Here is a 14,459-nt window from a genome sequence, read left to right as displayed (position 1 = left end):
ATGGCAGAGATCGTGCTCGACAAGGTGTCGAAGAAGTACCCCGACGGCGCCCTCGCCGTGTCCGAAGTGGACATCACCATCGCCGACGGCGAGTTCATCATCCTGGTCGGCCCGTCCGGCTGCGGGAAGTCGACGACGCTGAACATGGTGGCGGGCCTGGAGGACATCTCCTCGGGCGAGCTGCGCATCGACGGCAAGCGCGTCAACGAGAAGGCCCCGAAGGACCGGGACATCGCGATGGTGTTCCAGTCCTACGCGCTCTACCCGCACATGAGCGTCCGGGAGAACATGGCCTTCCCGCTGCGGCTGGCCAAGGTGGACGACAAGACGGTGCGGGCGAAGGTCGAAGAGGCGGCGACGATCCTCGACCTGACCGCGCACCTGGACCGCAAGCCGGCCAACCTCTCCGGTGGCCAGCGCCAGCGCGTCGCGATGGGCCGGGCGATCGTCCGCAGCCCCAAGGCGTTCCTGATGGACGAGCCACTGTCCAACCTGGACGCCAAGCTGCGCGGCCAGATGCGGACGTCGGTGTCGAAGATCCAGAAGCAGCTCGGCACCACCACGCTGTACGTGACGCACGACCAGACCGAAGCCATGACCCTGGGCGACCGGGTCGTGGTGCTGCGCGGTGGGTACGTGCAGCAGATCGGCGCTCCGCAGTTCCTCTACGACAACCCGGCGAACCTGTTCGTGGCCGGGTTCATCGGCTCGCCGTCGATGAACTTCGTCCCGGCGACGCTGGAGAACAACGAGCTGCGCAGCGCGCTGGGCACCACCCCGCTGACGGACCGGATCCGGCAGCTGGTGGAGAAGGCGAACGCGCCGCGGGAGGTCCTGGTCGGCATCCGGCCGGAGCACTTCGAGGACGCGGCGCTGGTCGAAGCCGGCCAGAAGTCGGGCGGCGGCACGTTCACCGCGCACATCGACGTGCTCGAGTCGATGGGCTCGGAGAAGTTCGCCCACTTCACGCTGGAGGGCGACGTGGCGACGTCCGAGGAACTGGCGGAACTGGCCGCGGACAGCGGTTCGTCCGACGTCCCGGGCTCGGAGTCCCAGATCGTGGCCCGCCTGTCGGCCGAGTCGTCCGCGGCGGAGAACGCGGACCTCGAGGTCTGGTACGACGCGGACAAGATCAAGCTGTTCGACCCCTCGAACGGCAAGAACCTGACGTACGAGGACTGAGCCGCTACGAAACCGTGAAGGCCGCCCCGGGGTTCCGGGGCGGCCTTCACGGCGTTCAGGCGGTCGGCAGGCGCGGGAGGATCGACGTCGCCGCCGTGCGGGCCATGGCGCAGGTGGCGTCGTTCGCCGTGCCGGCCGTCTCCACCACGCTGATCTCCGCCAGCTCGCGGCGGCCCGGCGGGCCCGGGGCCGGCTGGGTGGTGTCGACCAGGCAGAACGCGCCCGCGATCCGGACCCGGGCCGGGCGGCCGCCCAGGGTTTCCGGCGGCGCGGGGGATTCCGCCGTCTCGATCGTCAGCTTCAGGCTGACCTTGCCGCGGATGCAGCTGTGCCCGGACAGCCCGGTCGTCGGCTTGCTGCCGGGGCCGGCGGCGGCGTCGAGGTCGTGGTTGTCGAGCAGCACGCACGGCGCCACCCGGCCCCACGAGCGGTCCGGGAACGTCAGCCTGCCGACCTTGTTCGCGGTGACGGCGGCCAGCGCCGAACCGACGGCGGCGTCCGCGACGCCGCAGCGCGCGGCCTGGTCGCTGCCGGGGTCGGTGACCGACAGGTCGAGCCGGTTGCCGTCGGCGAAGGTGATCGCGCGGGTGCACGCGCTGCGGTCGTTGAACGCCGACTGCTGGATCGCCACGCCGTCGGGCACCGGGCCGGCGTAGGCGTAGGGCTTGATGTTCGGGTCGGAGTCGAACGCCAGCGGCCCGAGCTGGATGGTCTGCGCGCCGCGGGTCGCCTGGCAGGTTTCGAACGTCGGCACGGCGACCGCGCCCGGCGCGACCTCGGCCACGTTCAGCAGGCTGCAGTAGTCGACGCTGCCGAAGTCGCCGAGCGCGGCGGACGCCGTGAGCGGCGACGGGCCGGAGTGGTCGGGTTCGGGGGTGGCCTGAGTCGTCGCGCACCCCGCCATGAGCAGGGCGCAGAACACCGCGACGGCCAAGCTTTTCGCAAGCGGGTACACGGGGAGCAAGTATCACCACATCGGGCCGGAAAACCAGCCCTGACGGGGACATCTCTCAGTATTTTCGGAGTGTCCACCGGCAAACCCGCAGTTCAGGCCGATCCGGGCCGGGCGGCAGTGATTTCGCCGGACTCACGAATGTTTTTCGGCTTTGCCGTCCCCTAAGGGAGCGATCCTTCCCGCGAGCGATGCGGAAGCGGGTACTCCGGTGGTGAAGTGGAGTCATCGGAACTTCGAGGAAAAGGAAACGACGATGAGCGCACCGGTCACCCAGCGACTGTCCCGCCCCCGCAACGGCCGCATGATCGGCGGCGTCTGCGCGGCCCTGGCGCGGCGGTTCGGCATGAAGCCCGGCACGGTCCGGTTGCTGGCCGTGCTGTCCTGCCTGCTGCCCGGGCCGCAGTTCGTGGCCTACCTGATCATGTGGGCGGTCATCCCGTCCGAGTGACGGCGACTGGGGCCCGGGCGCCGAACTGCTGACCCTCAGGGGCGCCAGCAGGACATGGCTTCGTCGACCTCGTCCACCCCGAGCGGCGGCCGCGGCAGCTTCGACGGCTTGCCCGGCTCGGCGCGCAGCCCGTCGAGCAGCATCGCGAGGCAGCGGCGCCACAGATCCGGCTCCACCGCCGACGTGAACTCGATCGCCGAGCCGATCATCATGTGCAGCAGCGGGATGTCCGTCGGGGAGAAGTCGGCGCGCAGGCCGCCCGCCTCCTGGGCCCGTTCGACGAGCCGTGTGATCAACGGCACCATGCGGGCCTTCTCCTCGGCGACGTGCTCGTGGCCGAACTTGTTGGACAGCATGATCTCGCGCAGCCCGCGGTCGCCCGAGTGGAGCTCGATCGACTTCCAGGTGAAGTCGACGAACGCCTGCCACGCGTCTTCGGCCTTCAGCGCTTCCTCGGCGAGATCGCCGATTTCCTCCATGCGCTCGGCGAACATCGCCTCGACCAGGTGTTCCTTGCTGGGGAACCGGCGGTAGACCGTGCCGACGCCGAGGCCGGCGTGGTGGGCGATGTCGTCCAGCGTGGCTTCGAGCCCGCGTTGGCCGAACACCACGCGGGCCGACGCCAGGATGCGGCGGCGGTTGAGTTCGGCGTCGCGCCGCAGCGGCCGCGCCGGTGCGGCGGGACCTGCGTCCCGTGTCATTCCCTCAGTCTAGCTCACAAAGTAGAGGCACCATCTCCGGTTTGTGTGTACCTTGGGTCGCGTAAGGGGAGATACCTACTCCACATAGCTTCCTGATCACTCCCAGTGAGGGGACACCCATGTCCGAATCCACTCTCGCCGTCGCGCCGCCGGGGGACGCGCGCGCCGCCGAGAACCCCCACCACAGCCGGCGGTGGCTGATCCTGGTGATGATCGGCATCGCGCAGCTGATGGTCGTGCTCGACGCGACCGTCGTGAACATCGCCCTGCCGTCGGCCCAGGTCGACCTGGGCTTCTCCAACGACGCCCGCCAGTGGGTCGTCACCGCGTACGCGCTCGCGTTCGGCAGCCTGCTGCTGCTCGGCGGCCGGCTCGCCGACGTCTTCGGCCGCAAGAACGCGTTCCTGGTCGGCCTCGCCGGCTTCGCCGCGGTGTCCGCGCTCGGGGGCGCGGCCGCCAACATCGAGATGCTGCTGATCGCGCGCGCCGCGCAGGGTGTGTTCGGCGCGCTGCTCGCGCCCGCCGCGCTTTCGCTGCTGACCACGACGTTCACCGACCCGAAGGAGCGCGGCCGCGCGTTCGGCGTCTTCGGGGCCATCGGCGGTGGCGGTGCCGCGATCGGCCTGCTGCTCGGCGGCGTGCTGACCGAGTACCTCGACTGGCGCTGGTGCATGTTCGTCAACATCATCTTCGCCGTCGTCGCCTTCGTCGGCGGCTCGATCCTGCTGCGCAGTCAGGAGACCGAAGGCCCGCGCCCGAAGCTCGACCTGCCCGGCACGGTCACGGCGTCGGCCGGTCTGTTCGCCCTCGTCTACGGCTTCGCGAACGCCGAGTCGGACTCGTGGTCCGCCGTGTCGGTGTGGGGCTTCCTCGCCGCCGGTGTCGTGCTGCTGGGCGTGTTCGTGTGGCTGCAGCAGCGCGTCTCGCACCCGCTGCTCCCGCTGCGCGTGCTGCTCGACCGCAACCGCGGCGGCTCGTACCTGGCGATGTTCCTGCTCGCCATCGGCATGTTCGCGATCTTCCTGTTCCTGACGTTCTACGTGCAGCAGAACCTGCAGTTCACGCCGATCGAGAGCGGTGTCGGCTTCCTGCCGATGGTCGCCACGCTGATGCTGTCCGCGACGACGGCGACGGCCGTGCTGCTGCCCCGCTTCGGCCCGCGTCCGCTGGTCCCGACCGGCATGGCGATCGCCGCCGTCGGCCTGTTCTGGCTGAGCGGCATCGGCCTCGACAGCACGTACACCTCCGGCGTGCTGGGCCCGCTGCTGGTGATGGGCTTCGGCATCGGCCTGGCGATGGCGCCGGCGATGAGCGTCGCGACCTTCGGCGTCGAGGCGCACGACGCGGGTGTCGCGTCGGCCGCGGTCAACACGATGCAGCAGGTCGGCGGTTCGATCGGCACGGCGCTGCTGTCGACGCTGGCCGGCAACGCGGCGACGGCCTACCTCGCGGGCAAGGTCCCGACCCCGCAGCTCGCGGCCGAGGCGTCGATCGAGAGCTACACGACGGCGTTCACCTGGGCGGCCGTGATCTTCGCGGTCGGCGCGGTGCTCAGCGGGCTGCTGCTGCGCCCGGGCGTCCCGAAGGGCGAAGCCGCTCCCGGCGCCGTCCACATGTAAGACCCTTTCGCGCCGAAGCGGGCCTTCGGGGGGCCCGCTTCGGCGCGTCAGGTGACCAAGCCGTGGCGGTAGGCGTAGACGACCGCCTGGACGCGGTCTCGCAGGTCGAGCTTGGTCAGGATGCGCGAGACGAAGGTCTTCACGGTTTCCGGGCTGATGAAGAGCTTCGCGGCGATTTCGGCGTTCGACATGCCGTCCGCGATCAACCGGAGCACCTCGAGTTCGCGCGGGGTCAGCGGGTGCTCGGGCGCGGTGCCGGTGGGCCGGATCCGGGCGGCGTGCCGGCCCACGAGCCGCCGCGTGACTTCGGGGTCGAGCAGCGCCGAACCGGCGGCGACGGTCCGGATCCCGTGCAGCAGGTGCTCGGGCGGTGCGTCCTTGAGCAGGAACCCGCTCGCACCCGCGCGCAGTGCTTCGTAGACGTATTCGTCGAGGTTGAACGTCGTCAGCACGAGCACTTTGACCGGGTGCGCGACGCCGGGCCCGGCCAGCAGGCGGGTGGCTTCGATGCCGTCGAGCACCGGCATGCGCACGTCCATCACGACGACGTCGGGGTGCACCCGCCCGGCGAGCTCGACCGCGGCCTTCCCGTCCCCGCACTCGCCCGCCACCTCGAAGTCCGCCTGCGCGCCGATGATCGTCACGAGGCCGGTGCGGATCAGCATCTGGTCGTCGCAGACGAGGACCCGGATCCGCGCGGTCACGCCCGGTTCCCGGTGGGGATCCGGGCGTGCACGAGGAACCCGGTGCCGTGGTGGTCGGCGCTGAAGTCGCCGCCCAGGAGGCCGACGCGTTCGCGGAGACCCGCGAGGCCGCGTCCGCTGCCGCCGGGGGACGCGCTGCCCGGGCCTTCGGTGCCGACGGCCACGGCCTGGCCAGCTCCGTGACCGGGCGGTGCTCGGCCCGCCCCACGACCCACCGGTAGACCAGCACCGCGAGCCCGGCGGTCAGCGCGCCGAGGACGAGCGTGAGCCACGGGTTCCCGGCCACGACGTTGACGGCCTGGCCGCCGAGGAAGGCGATCGCCGCGACCGCGAGCAACTGCCAGAGCAGCCTCATCAGGACTCCTTCGCCGAATTCGCGCACCGACGTGCCGCGACTGGGAAGAACGCTAGGGATCCGGCGGCCCGGAATCGTCCCCACGCGGTGGACACCCGCGCGTAGCTCGCACGGGGGACGCTTGAACCTTTCCGGCCCCTCGCGCACTAGTAAGACTGAACGGGCTAAGGAGGCCGGGTGGGGGCGTCGGGAGATTCCGATTTCAGCGAGTACTTCGCCGCGCGGGTCCAGCGGTTCCGCCGGGTGGCGTTCGCCCTGTGCGGCGACTGGCACGGCGCGGAAGACCTCGTGCAGGCGATGTTCGTCCAGCTCTACCGCCGGTGGCGCCGGGTGCGGCCGGACACGGCCGACGCGTACGCGCGCCGGATCCTGCTGAACCTCTTCCTGGCCGGGCGGCGGAAATCGGGGCGGGAGTACGTGACGTCGGCGGTGCCGGAGCCGGCGGCCCCACCGGGCCGGGACACGCCGCTGCGCCTCGACGTCGAGCGGGCACTGGGCGGGCTGACGCCGCGGCAGCGCGCGATGGTCGTGCTGCGGTTCTTGGAGGACCTCCCGGTGGCCGAGGTGGCGGCGCTGCTGCGCGTGGCCGAAGGCACGGTCAAGTCCCAGACGGCCCGCGGGGTCGAAGCCCTGCGCGCGGCCCTGCCGGCGCCGACGAGCGAGGAGTGGTGATGGAAGACGTCCGCTCGGTGTTGACGGCGTACGTGACCGAAGACGAGCCCCCGATCGGCCTGTCCGGCGAGGCGGTCCTCGCGGCGGCCCGGGCGGCTCGCCGCCGTCACCTGCTGACGGGCGCGGCGGCGCTGGCGGTGGTGGTCCTGGCGTTGGGGTTGGCGGTGGTGGTCCTGCCGCACCGCGGCTCGGTGGCGAACGTCCCGTGCCCCACCGCGTCGGACACGCGGGAGGCGCTGGTCGACCGGCTGAGCTGTGTGGTGGGTCGCGCGATCCGCGCGCTGGTGTCCCCGGACGCGCAGATCACGCGGCTGACGATCCCGGGCGAGACCCCGCCCGAGGACCCGTTCCACCTGATCGCCGACGCGGCGGGCGAAGCCCCGCGGGAGGCGTTGTTCCACATGGGCGTCCGGGTGACGGACGCGGAGGGCTCGGGGTCGGTGTACGTGCTGATGCTGCCGGGGAGCTCGGGCGGCCCACCGTGCGGCGCGCCGGAGGAACTCTCGTGCCGCACGGAACCGACACCGCAGGGGTTGATGTGGCTCTCGACGTTGCGGTCGGGTGACGTGGTGACCCACCGGGTGGCCCGCGCGGGACCGGACGCGCAGGTGCAGTTCTGGTCGAACAACAGCGGCGTGCTGGAGCGGTCGGGGGTGAGGTTGCCGGAGCAGCGCCCGGAGCCGACGTTGACGGCGGCCCAGGTGCGGCAGCTGGCGCTGACGCCGGGGCTGGACTTCTAGAGGACTCCTCACGGCCGCAGTGGGGATTGCCGTTAGTGTCTTACTGTACGTGTTGGAATCTATGTCGACGGTTACAATCTGTATTACGGCGGCCGCGGCATCATGGGAGGCTCGGGTGTAGCAGGCTGGCGCTGGCTCGACGTACGTCGACTGGCCGAGAACCTGATCGCGCGGCACTCTGGCTGGTCCACTGCTCACGTCGAGCGCGTGGTCTTCTGCACCGCGCGAATCAGCGGCGCGAGCCACCAGACCGGTTCGCGGGACCAGAACGTGTACCTGCGGGCACTGGTGGCGGCGAAGTCGGTCGACGTGGTCGAACTGGGGCGCTACGTCAACAGGGTCGCCACGGCGCCGCTGGCGGTCAAGGGGCCGAAGGGGAAGCCGGTGGTGACGACCGCGGCGTGGCCGATCGTGGTGCAGGACTCCGGCGAGCGGCCGGTTCCCGATGCCCGGTTCATGGTGTCGGTGGCCCGTCGCGAGGAGAAGGGATCGGACGTCAATGTGGCTTCGCACCTTCTGTTGGACCTGCTGCACAAGCGCGTGGACGCAGTCGTGGTGATCAGCAACGACAGCGATCTCGCGTTCCCGGTCGCGCAGGCCCGCACGCTGGTGCCCGTCGGTGTGGTCAATCCGACCCGCAACTACGTCGCGGGGGCGTCGAGCGCCGATGCCGGCGAGGGGGTCGGCGGCCACTGGTGGTGGCAACTGGCCGCGGCCGACTTGACGAACGCGCAGCTGCCGGCGCGAATCACCACCCTGACGAAACCTTCGGGGTGGTGAGCCCGTCACCCGCGTAGGTGGTGGTGGCGCGGCTTCGTCTTCGTGTAAACTGGCCTTACACACCGCCCGACCCCTTCGTGGGTCGGGTTTTTTCTTGGGTTTGCAACCAGGTTCTAGTGCCGCCGGGACCGGAGCGTCTCGATGACCTCGTCGTCCCAGCGGTGGGTCCGGATCAGGCGGTACCGCTCCGCCGCCACCCACATGTACGCCTCCGCGTCCGTGCGGTCGCCGATCAGGCCGGCCTGGCGCAGCATCGCCACCACCGGGACGAACTCCTCCTCGAACCACCGCTGCGCCACGCTCGCCCGGTCGCAGAACCGGCCCTCGTCCTGCATCAGCCGGAAGCCCCACGCCTCCACGTGCTCGCCCAGCTTCGCGTAGTCCCACGGGTCCGACACGATCACCGACGCGCGCGCGTGGCCCGTCAAGGGGACCCGTTCCAGGAACAGGCGCCGGTAGTCCTTGACGATCAGGTCGCCGCGGTGGCGGATGCCGCTCGGGTCCAGTTTGGTGCGGACCGCCGTCACCGCTGCCTCTATTGTGGACAGTCCCTGCGCGATCGCGACCGAAACCCGGTGGTGGCCGTCGATGATGAAGTGCAGCTCGCCGACGCGGTACACCTCGATCGGCGGGATTTCTTCGCCTCGGCGCGCCGCCAGGGCGAGCCGCTCCCAGCGTTCGCGGACGCGGGCCGACGTCGGGCGGAAGCGGCGGTCGAAGTCGCGGCTGCGGTCGACCGTGCCGGCGATCGAGTCCAGCTTGATCACCCGCAGCCCGATCCGGTGCTCGCCGAGGTAGCCGAGCGCCTCCACGACTTCGTGGAACGGCAGCATGATGTTGACGTCGTCGGGCTCGCGGCGCAGCCACGTCGAGAGCCGCGAAAGCACCTGGCCCCGGCGCGCGCGGAGGAAGTCGTTCTCCGCGTCGGCGCGGGGGAACCCCGTTTCTTTCATGAGAACTCCATGATCCGGTGGCCCACCACGTTGCGGATCCGGGTTTCGCCGACGACGCGGTCCGGCACCGGCTCGCCGTGGGGGTGGATGTGCCCGTGCAGCAACCACTTCGGGCGCAAGGCGTCGATCGTCCGGTGCAGGCACGCGAACCCGCGGTGCGGCGGGTCCGCCCGGTCGCCGAGGTCGAGCGGCGGTGAATGCGTCAGCAGGACGTCGACGGCACGGCCGTCACGACGGGACCGCCGGCGAGCGCGCCGCACCAGGCCGCGGGCGCGGCGCGCCTGCTGGCGCTGCGTCCACTGGTTCGGCCCGTCGTTGTAGCGGATCGAGCCGCCGAGCCCGGCGAACCGGATTCCGGCGACGTCCACGACCCGGCCGTCCGCGTTGACGCCGCCCGCCGGGCCCGGCCAGACCGTCGGGAAACCGTCCTTCATGGACAGCCCGCCGTAGCGGGTGTAGCCGCTCAGGTCCGGGTCGTGGTTGCCGGGCACGAACACGCACGGCACGTCGAGCGCGCCGGCCAGGAACGCGAGGTAGTCGTAGGGGAGGTCGCCGGCGCCGATGACCAGGTCGACGGAGACGGTGCGGACCGCGTTGGTCCACAACCGCTCGTCGACCTCGTCGGAGACGACCAGCGCTTTCGGCACGCACCCAGGGTACGACGCCGCGGCCCTACTTCATGCCGTGCGCGAACCCCGGGTCGGCGACGATGACGAAAGTGATGACGACGATCCAGAGCACGCTGAGCGCGAGCGCCCAGAACTTGAGGTTGGACAGCATCCGGGGCATCACGAATTCTCCTGCACTGATTCCGGTGGAAAGAAAGGGGACCTAGAGCCAGCCGTTCTTCCGGAATATTCGGTACAGCAACAGGCAGATGCCGAGGATCACGGTGATCACCAGCGGGTACCCGAACTTCCAGTGCAGTTCGGGCAGGTAGTCGAAGTTCATCCCGTAGATGCCGGCGATCATCGTCGGCACGGTGATGATCGCCGCCCACGACGTGATCTTGCGCATGTCGGTGTTCTGCTGCAGCGAGATCTTCGCCACCGTCGCGTCGACCAGGGTGGACAGCAGTTCGTCGAACGCCGCCACCCGGTCGGACACGGTCGTGAGGTGGTCGGCGACGTCGCGGAAGTACGAGCGGACCTCGTCCGGCACCAGCCGCGTGTAGCCCTCGGCCAGGCGCTGCACCGGCGTCGCGAGCGGCATCACCGCGCGCCGCAGCTCCAGCACCTCCCGCTTCATCAGGTAGATCTGCTCGGCGCTGACCTGCGATCGGGGCGCGAAGACCTGCGCCTCCATGACGTCGATGTCGTTCTCGATCCGGCCCGTGACGTCGAGGTAGTGGTCGACGACGTGGTCGGCGATCGCGTGCACGACCGCGGCCGGGCCCAGCTGCAGGCGCTCGGGGTCGTCGTCCAGCTCCCGGCGCAGCCGCGCCAGCCCGGAGTGGTTCCCGTGCCGCACGGTGATGACGAAGTCGCGGCCGAGGAACACCATGAGCTCGCCGGTCTCGACGATTTCGTTCGCCGTTGTGGGTGACTCGTGTTCGACGTACCGGACGGTTTTCACCACGAGGAACAGCGTGTCGTCGTAGCGCTCGAGCTTCGGCCGCTGGTGCGCTTCGAGCGCGTCTTCGACCGCCAGCTCGTGCAGCCCGAAGGTTTCGGCGATGCCTTGGATCTGCTGCGAGTCCGGCTCGTGCAAGCCGATCCAGACGAAGCCTTCGTGGCGCTTGCGGACCTCTTTGATCGCCTCGATGTGCGTCCAGCGGCCGGGCAGGCGCTCGCCCGCGACGTACACCGCGCAGTCGACGACGTAGGCGGACAGCGGTACCGGGACGGGCCGGACGGGGACGGCGCCCTTGTTGCCGCGGCCGCGGAGGCCGCCGAGCGAGGGAATGGCAGGCATGGGATCTCCTGGGCGTCGTGCGTGGTCGTGCGAGACGACTGACCAGGGGCGGAGTACGTCCGCCCGGCGACACCAGCGTTCCCGAGGGGTGGAAGAAGGCCTACCTGGAGACGACCCGTGAGGTGGGAACGCTGGGACTACTAGGGAGCGGACTATCGCCACTGCTCATCGGGTTCCTCACCTCCTTCGGGCCGGGTGCAGAGTGGTGGGGCTCGCGTTGACGCACGAGAACCGATGGTTGAGGGTACTCCTCACTACGGATGCGTGTCGTACCAGGCTCACGCGGTGTTACGCGGGACAGGAGAAGACGAGTGCAGTTCGGTCGGTACTACGAGGAGTTCGAGGTCGGTGCGGTCTACAAGCACTGGCCGGGCAAAACGGTCACCGAATACGACGACCACCTGTTCTGCCTGATCACGATGAACCACCACCCGCTGCACCTGGACGCGCACTACGCCGGGGAGACGACCGACTTCGGCAAGAACGTCGTCGTCGGCAACTACGTCTATTCACTGCTGCTGGGCATGTCCGTGCCCGACGTTTCCGGCAAGGCCATCGCGAACCTCGAGGTCGAGTCGCTCAAGCACGTCAAGCCGACGTTCCACGGCGACACCATCTACGGCGAGACCGAGGTGCTCGACAAGACGCCGTCGAAGTCGAAGGACGACCGCGGCGTCGTGTACGTCGAGACGCGCGGGTACAAGCAGGACGGCCTGATCGTGTGCACCTTCCGGCGGAAGGTGATGGTGCCGAAGCGCTCCTACGGGGAAACTCGGGGCGGGGAGCAGCCGGGCCGGCCGGTGCCGCACGAATGAGGCTCTGATGGACCTGGACGCGATCAAGGACGTACTGCGCACGTTCGCGGAAGTCGAGGCCCGCGGGGTCTCGCCGCTGTACGAGCACCTGGCCAGGCAGGCGGCCGAGGACGACGACGTCGCCGGCCTGCTGTCGGTCGCGCGCGACGGCGAGGTGCGCGCGACGCTGCTGATGGCGACCGCGCACCGCCTCGTGCAGGCCGACCCGATCCACCCGCTGTCCCGCTACTACCCCTCGCTGGGCGGCTTCGACGGCGTCGACTCGGAGACGTGGCCGCTGTTCCGGTCGTTCCTGCTGGAGCGCGCGGACAAGGCGCGGGCGCTGATTTCGTCGCGGTACACGCAGACGAACGAGGTCCGCCGGGCGGCGCTGCTGTACCCGGGCGTGGCGCGGGCGGCTCGCGAAGCAGGCGGGAAGGTCGCCCTGCTGGAGGTCGGCTGCTCCGCGGGCCTCCTGCTGGGTATGGACCGCTTCGGCTACCGCTACCAGTGCGACGGCGGCGAGCAGCTGACGGCCGGCCCGGCCAAGTCGGCGGTCGGCCTGCACTGCGCACTGGACCTGGCCCCGGGCGCGGTCGCGCCGAAGCTGCCGAAGAAGCTGGCGGTGACGGACCGGGCGGGCCTCGACCGGGCCCCGGTGGACCTGTCGGACGAGGACGAGCTGGCGTGGCTCGAGGCGTGCGTGTGGGCCGACCAGCCGGACCGCATCAGGCTGCTGCGCACGGCGGCGGCCGAGCAGGCCAAGCACCGGCCGCGGCTGATCACCGGGGACGGGGTCACGGACTTCGCCGCGGCGGCCGCGTCGCTGGACGGGCCGTTGGTGGTGCTGACCAGCCACGTGCTGGCGTACTTCGGGGCTTCGCGGCGGGCCGAGTTCGTCTCGGAGCTGGCTTCGCTGGCGGCTTCCCGGCCGGTCTGGTGGGTGTCGGAGGAGTTCTACGGGGCCGGTCTCGAGGAGGTTCTGCCCGGGCGGGCGGACCTCGCGGGCGGGGACGGGCTGGCGACGCTGGGCGTGGTCCGGTGGGAGGACGGGAAGGCGGAGGCCCACGCCTTGGCCCGCACCGCCCCGCACGGGCAGCGGATGACCTGGCTGCCGCTCTAGCCCTCCGGCCGGTCCGCAACGTCATGAACGAGTCGTTCACCTCGCCGGACGTCATGAACGACTCGTTCATGACGTCCGGACCCGCTCCGCGCTCGTTCCGGAGCGCTCGGCCCCTCCCAGCACCCCAACGGCCGCCGCCGAGGAGCGCTCAAGCACGCGGCAAGGCGTTCCAGTCACGCAACGTCACGTATAGGAGATCCACCAGCTCCCCGGCCGCCTCCATGTCCGAAAGGTCTGCCGCATCGGCCCAACGCGCGTCGGATGCGTCGTCACCCGCCGTGAGCTCTCCACCGGTGACCGCGCAGGCGTAGTCGAAGATCAGGTACGGCCCGCGCCGGACGCTGCCGATCACTGTGCCCGGAATCACGTCCAATCCCGTCTCTTCGCGAAGCTCGCGAATCACGGCCTGTTCGTCCGTTTCGCCCGGTTCGACTCGGCCACCCGGCAGGGACCATTGACCCGAACCGGGGTCGTTGCGCCGGCGGATGAGCAGCAGTCGGCCGTGGTCGTCGAACGCTATGCCGCCGATGCAGCGGATCGTGGTGCTGGTGGGAGCCTCCATGGCCCCAACGGTAGACGTGACCGAACTGAAAACGGATGTCCTGTACACGGAGAGTAGCCGTGCGGTACACTTCGGACCGCGTGCTGACCCAAGCGCGGGACTTACCTCCCGTGTGCCAGTTGAGTGCGGTACAACGTAAAAGTCTGTTGTCCGGTGTCACCGTAAGAGACGGGATTTGATCGCGGTGAACGTGAAGAAGATTGCGGGCCTCGCCGGTATCGCGTTGGTGCTGTTCTTCGTCATTGCCCAGCCGGGGCAGGCCGCTGGCCTCGTCGGCAACATCATCCAGTTCCTCCGTGACTCGGCCGAATCGGTGATCACCTTCGTCAGCAACGTCTTCAAGGGCTGATCGGGGGCTACCCTCGAGCCATGTTCGCGCCACGCGACCCCGACGAGTACCTCCTCGACACCGAGCGGCGGGTCATCCGGATCCGCCGCCACTGGGCGGTGCTGCTGTGGGACACCTTCGAGGCGGCCGCTCTGCTGGCCATCTGCGTCCTGGTGTCCTACCTGCTGCCACCGGCGCTTTACATCGGCCAGAACATCCTCTGGTACGTCGCGCTGATCGTCGTGCTGCGGTTCGCCTACGTGGTGATGGAGTGGTGGGTCGAGCGGCTGGTGGTCACCGACAAGCGGTTCGTCATGACCACCGGGGTGTTCACGACCAAGGTGCTGATGATGCCCATCAGCAAGGTCACCGACCTCAGCTACGTGCGCACCGCCACCGGCCGCATGATGGGGTACGGCACGATGGTCGTCGAGTCGGCCGGTCAGATCCAGGCCCTCAACAAGATCGACTTCCTGCCGCGGCCCGAAGAGTTCTACGACACGATCTCGGAGCTCGTCTTCGGCGACAAGCAGAAGCAGGCCGAGCGCTTCTCCATGATCAAGGCCCAGCGAGCCGCCCGCGGCAAGAAGCCCGTCGGCTAGCCTCATCCCGCCGAGCGTGTGACGCAG

At 69.9% G+C, this 14,459-nt stretch carries 18 protein-coding genes; 10 read left to right on the top strand and 8 right to left on the bottom strand.

Going from position 1 to position 14,459, the window contains the following annotated elements:
- Positions 1 to 1,182 (top strand): ABC transporter ATP-binding protein, encoded by a 1,182-nt coding sequence (locus MUY14_RS31405; protein WP_247014522.1) that lies wholly within the window; start codon positions 1 to 3, stop codon positions 1,180 to 1,182.
- A 55-nt stretch (positions 1,183 to 1,237) separates the two neighbouring features.
- Here the strand turns inward: MUY14_RS31405 and MUY14_RS31400 are convergent, their stop codons facing one another.
- The gene (locus MUY14_RS31400) at positions 1,238 to 2,104 is read right to left on the bottom strand and encodes a hypothetical protein (protein ID WP_247025335.1); all 867 of its coding nucleotides are present in this window, start codon (positions 2,102 to 2,104) and stop codon (positions 1,238 to 1,240) included.
- Between the two features lie 286 nt (positions 2,105 to 2,390).
- Between MUY14_RS31400 and MUY14_RS31395 the strand changes: the two genes are divergently transcribed.
- Entirely contained in the window at positions 2,391 to 2,585 is a 195-nt protein-coding gene (locus MUY14_RS31395) for a PspC domain-containing protein (RefSeq protein ID WP_247014521.1), read from the top strand.
- Positions 2,586 to 2,620: 35 nt separating this feature from the next.
- Here the strand turns inward: MUY14_RS31395 and MUY14_RS31390 are convergent, their stop codons facing one another.
- Positions 2,621 to 3,286: a TetR/AcrR family transcriptional regulator gene (locus tag MUY14_RS31390; RefSeq protein ID WP_247014520.1), complete on the bottom strand. Its 666-nt coding sequence runs from the start codon at positions 3,284 to 3,286 to the stop codon at positions 2,621 to 2,623.
- 119 nt (positions 3,287 to 3,405) lie between these two features.
- On the opposite strand from MUY14_RS31390, the gene MUY14_RS31385 reads away from it, so the two are divergent.
- On the top strand, positions 3,406 to 4,905 hold the full coding sequence (locus tag MUY14_RS31385) for an MFS transporter (protein WP_247014519.1): 1,500 nt from the start codon (positions 3,406 to 3,408) through the stop codon (positions 4,903 to 4,905).
- A 47-nt stretch (positions 4,906 to 4,952) separates the two neighbouring features.
- Here the strand turns inward: MUY14_RS31385 and MUY14_RS31380 are convergent, their stop codons facing one another.
- Positions 4,953 to 5,609 carry a response regulator transcription factor gene (locus MUY14_RS31380; RefSeq protein ID WP_247014518.1) on the bottom strand — a complete coding sequence of 219 codons (657 nt, stop codon included), beginning with the start codon at positions 5,607 to 5,609 and terminating at the stop codon, positions 4,953 to 4,955.
- Positions 5,606 to 5,773 (bottom strand): hypothetical protein, encoded by a 168-nt coding sequence (locus tag MUY14_RS31375; RefSeq protein WP_247014517.1) that lies wholly within the window; start codon positions 5,771 to 5,773, stop codon positions 5,606 to 5,608. Before MUY14_RS31375 ends, MUY14_RS31380 begins: the two co-directional genes overlap by 4 nt.
- Before the next feature lie 368 nt (positions 5,774 to 6,141).
- Between MUY14_RS31375 and MUY14_RS31370 the strand changes: the two genes are divergently transcribed.
- The 3 genes from MUY14_RS31370 (at position 6,142) to MUY14_RS31360 (ending at position 8,156) form a co-directional block, all read left to right on the top strand.
- Complete coding sequence (locus tag MUY14_RS31370; RefSeq protein ID WP_247014516.1) at positions 6,142 to 6,636, top strand: SigE family RNA polymerase sigma factor; 495 nt, start codon at positions 6,142 to 6,144, stop codon at positions 6,634 to 6,636.
- The gene (locus tag MUY14_RS31365; protein ID WP_247014515.1) at positions 6,636 to 7,376 is read left to right on the top strand and encodes a hypothetical protein; all 741 of its coding nucleotides are present in this window, start codon (positions 6,636 to 6,638) and stop codon (positions 7,374 to 7,376) included. Before MUY14_RS31370 ends, MUY14_RS31365 begins: the two co-directional genes overlap by 1 nt.
- Before the next feature lie 207 nt (positions 7,377 to 7,583).
- Positions 7,584 to 8,156 carry a hypothetical protein gene (locus tag MUY14_RS31360; protein ID WP_396126602.1) on the top strand — a complete coding sequence of 191 codons (573 nt, stop codon included), beginning with the start codon at positions 7,584 to 7,586 and terminating at the stop codon, positions 8,154 to 8,156.
- 113 nt (positions 8,157 to 8,269) lie between these two features.
- On the opposite strand, the gene MUY14_RS31355 is transcribed toward MUY14_RS31360, so the two are convergent.
- From MUY14_RS31355 to corA, 3 genes are all read right to left on the bottom strand, one after another.
- On the bottom strand, positions 8,270 to 9,109 hold the full coding sequence (locus MUY14_RS31355; RefSeq protein WP_247014513.1) for a chromosome partitioning protein ParB: 840 nt from the start codon (positions 9,107 to 9,109) through the stop codon (positions 8,270 to 8,272).
- Positions 9,106 to 9,756: a metallophosphoesterase gene (locus tag MUY14_RS31350; RefSeq protein WP_247014512.1), complete on the bottom strand. Its 651-nt coding sequence runs from the start codon at positions 9,754 to 9,756 to the stop codon at positions 9,106 to 9,108. The genes MUY14_RS31355 and MUY14_RS31350 overlap by 4 nt, the downstream gene beginning before the upstream one ends.
- A gap of 184 nt (positions 9,757 to 9,940) precedes the next feature.
- Positions 9,941 to 11,023, bottom strand: coding sequence for a magnesium/cobalt transporter CorA (gene corA, locus MUY14_RS31345; RefSeq protein WP_247014511.1), 1,083 nt, complete (start codon positions 11,021 to 11,023; stop codon positions 9,941 to 9,943).
- Positions 11,024 to 11,334: 311 nt separating this feature from the next.
- Between corA and MUY14_RS31340 the strand changes: the two genes are divergently transcribed.
- Positions 11,335 to 11,838 (top strand): MaoC family dehydratase, encoded by a 504-nt coding sequence (locus MUY14_RS31340; protein WP_247014510.1) that lies wholly within the window; start codon positions 11,335 to 11,337, stop codon positions 11,836 to 11,838.
- Between the two features lie 7 nt (positions 11,839 to 11,845).
- Positions 11,846 to 12,940 (top strand): DUF2332 domain-containing protein, encoded by a 1,095-nt coding sequence (locus tag MUY14_RS31335; protein ID WP_247014509.1) that lies wholly within the window; start codon positions 11,846 to 11,848, stop codon positions 12,938 to 12,940.
- Positions 12,941 to 13,088: 148 nt separating this feature from the next.
- Here the strand turns inward: MUY14_RS31335 and MUY14_RS31330 are convergent, their stop codons facing one another.
- A complete protein-coding gene (locus MUY14_RS31330) occupies positions 13,089 to 13,502 on the bottom strand; it encodes an NUDIX hydrolase (protein ID WP_247014508.1) in 414 nt (137 codons plus the stop codon).
- A gap of 184 nt (positions 13,503 to 13,686) precedes the next feature.
- Between MUY14_RS31330 and MUY14_RS31325 the strand changes: the two genes are divergently transcribed.
- Together MUY14_RS31325 and MUY14_RS31320 are read left to right on the top strand one after the other, a co-directional pair.
- Positions 13,687 to 13,851, top strand: a complete 165-nt coding sequence (locus MUY14_RS31325; protein ID WP_163046845.1) for a hypothetical protein — start codon at positions 13,687 to 13,689, stop codon at positions 13,849 to 13,851.
- A 20-nt stretch (positions 13,852 to 13,871) separates the two neighbouring features.
- On the top strand, positions 13,872 to 14,432 hold the full coding sequence (locus MUY14_RS31320) for a PH domain-containing protein (protein ID WP_247014507.1): 561 nt from the start codon (positions 13,872 to 13,874) through the stop codon (positions 14,430 to 14,432).
- Positions 14,433 to 14,459: the final 27 nt, after the last annotated feature.

This window comes from Amycolatopsis sp. FBCC-B4732, assembly GCF_023008405.1.
Lineage (GTDB): Bacteria > Actinomycetota > Actinomycetes > Mycobacteriales > Pseudonocardiaceae > Amycolatopsis > Amycolatopsis pretoriensis_A.
This window is presented reverse-complemented; position numbering and strand designations above follow the sequence as displayed.

Coding starts and splice junctions, on each gene's coding strand:
- MUY14_RS31320 (WP_247014507.1), top strand. CDS start 13,872: ATGTTCGCGCCACGCGACCCCGACGAGTACCTCCTCGACACCGAGCGG.
- MUY14_RS31385 (WP_247014519.1), top strand. CDS start 3,406: ATGTCCGAATCCACTCTCGCCGTCGCGCCGCCGGGGGACGCGCGCGCC.
- MUY14_RS31405 (WP_247014522.1), top strand. CDS start 1: ATGGCAGAGATCGTGCTCGACAAGGTGTCGAAGAAGTACCCCGACGGC.
- MUY14_RS31335 (WP_247014509.1), top strand. CDS start 11,846: ATGGACCTGGACGCGATCAAGGACGTACTGCGCACGTTCGCGGAAGTC.
- MUY14_RS31365 (WP_247014515.1), top strand. CDS start 6,636: ATGGAAGACGTCCGCTCGGTGTTGACGGCGTACGTGACCGAAGACGAG.
- MUY14_RS31395 (WP_247014521.1), top strand. CDS start 2,391: ATGAGCGCACCGGTCACCCAGCGACTGTCCCGCCCCCGCAACGGCCGC.
- MUY14_RS31330 (WP_247014508.1), bottom strand. CDS start 13,502: ATGGAGGCTCCCACCAGCACCACGATCCGCTGCATCGGCGGCATAGCG.
- corA (WP_247014511.1), bottom strand. CDS start 11,023: ATGCCTGCCATTCCCTCGCTCGGCGGCCTCCGCGGCCGCGGCAACAAG.
- MUY14_RS31355 (WP_247014513.1), bottom strand. CDS start 9,109: ATGAAAGAAACGGGGTTCCCCCGCGCCGACGCGGAGAACGACTTCCTC.
- MUY14_RS31390 (WP_247014520.1), bottom strand. CDS start 3,286: ATGACACGGGACGCAGGTCCCGCCGCACCGGCGCGGCCGCTGCGGCGC.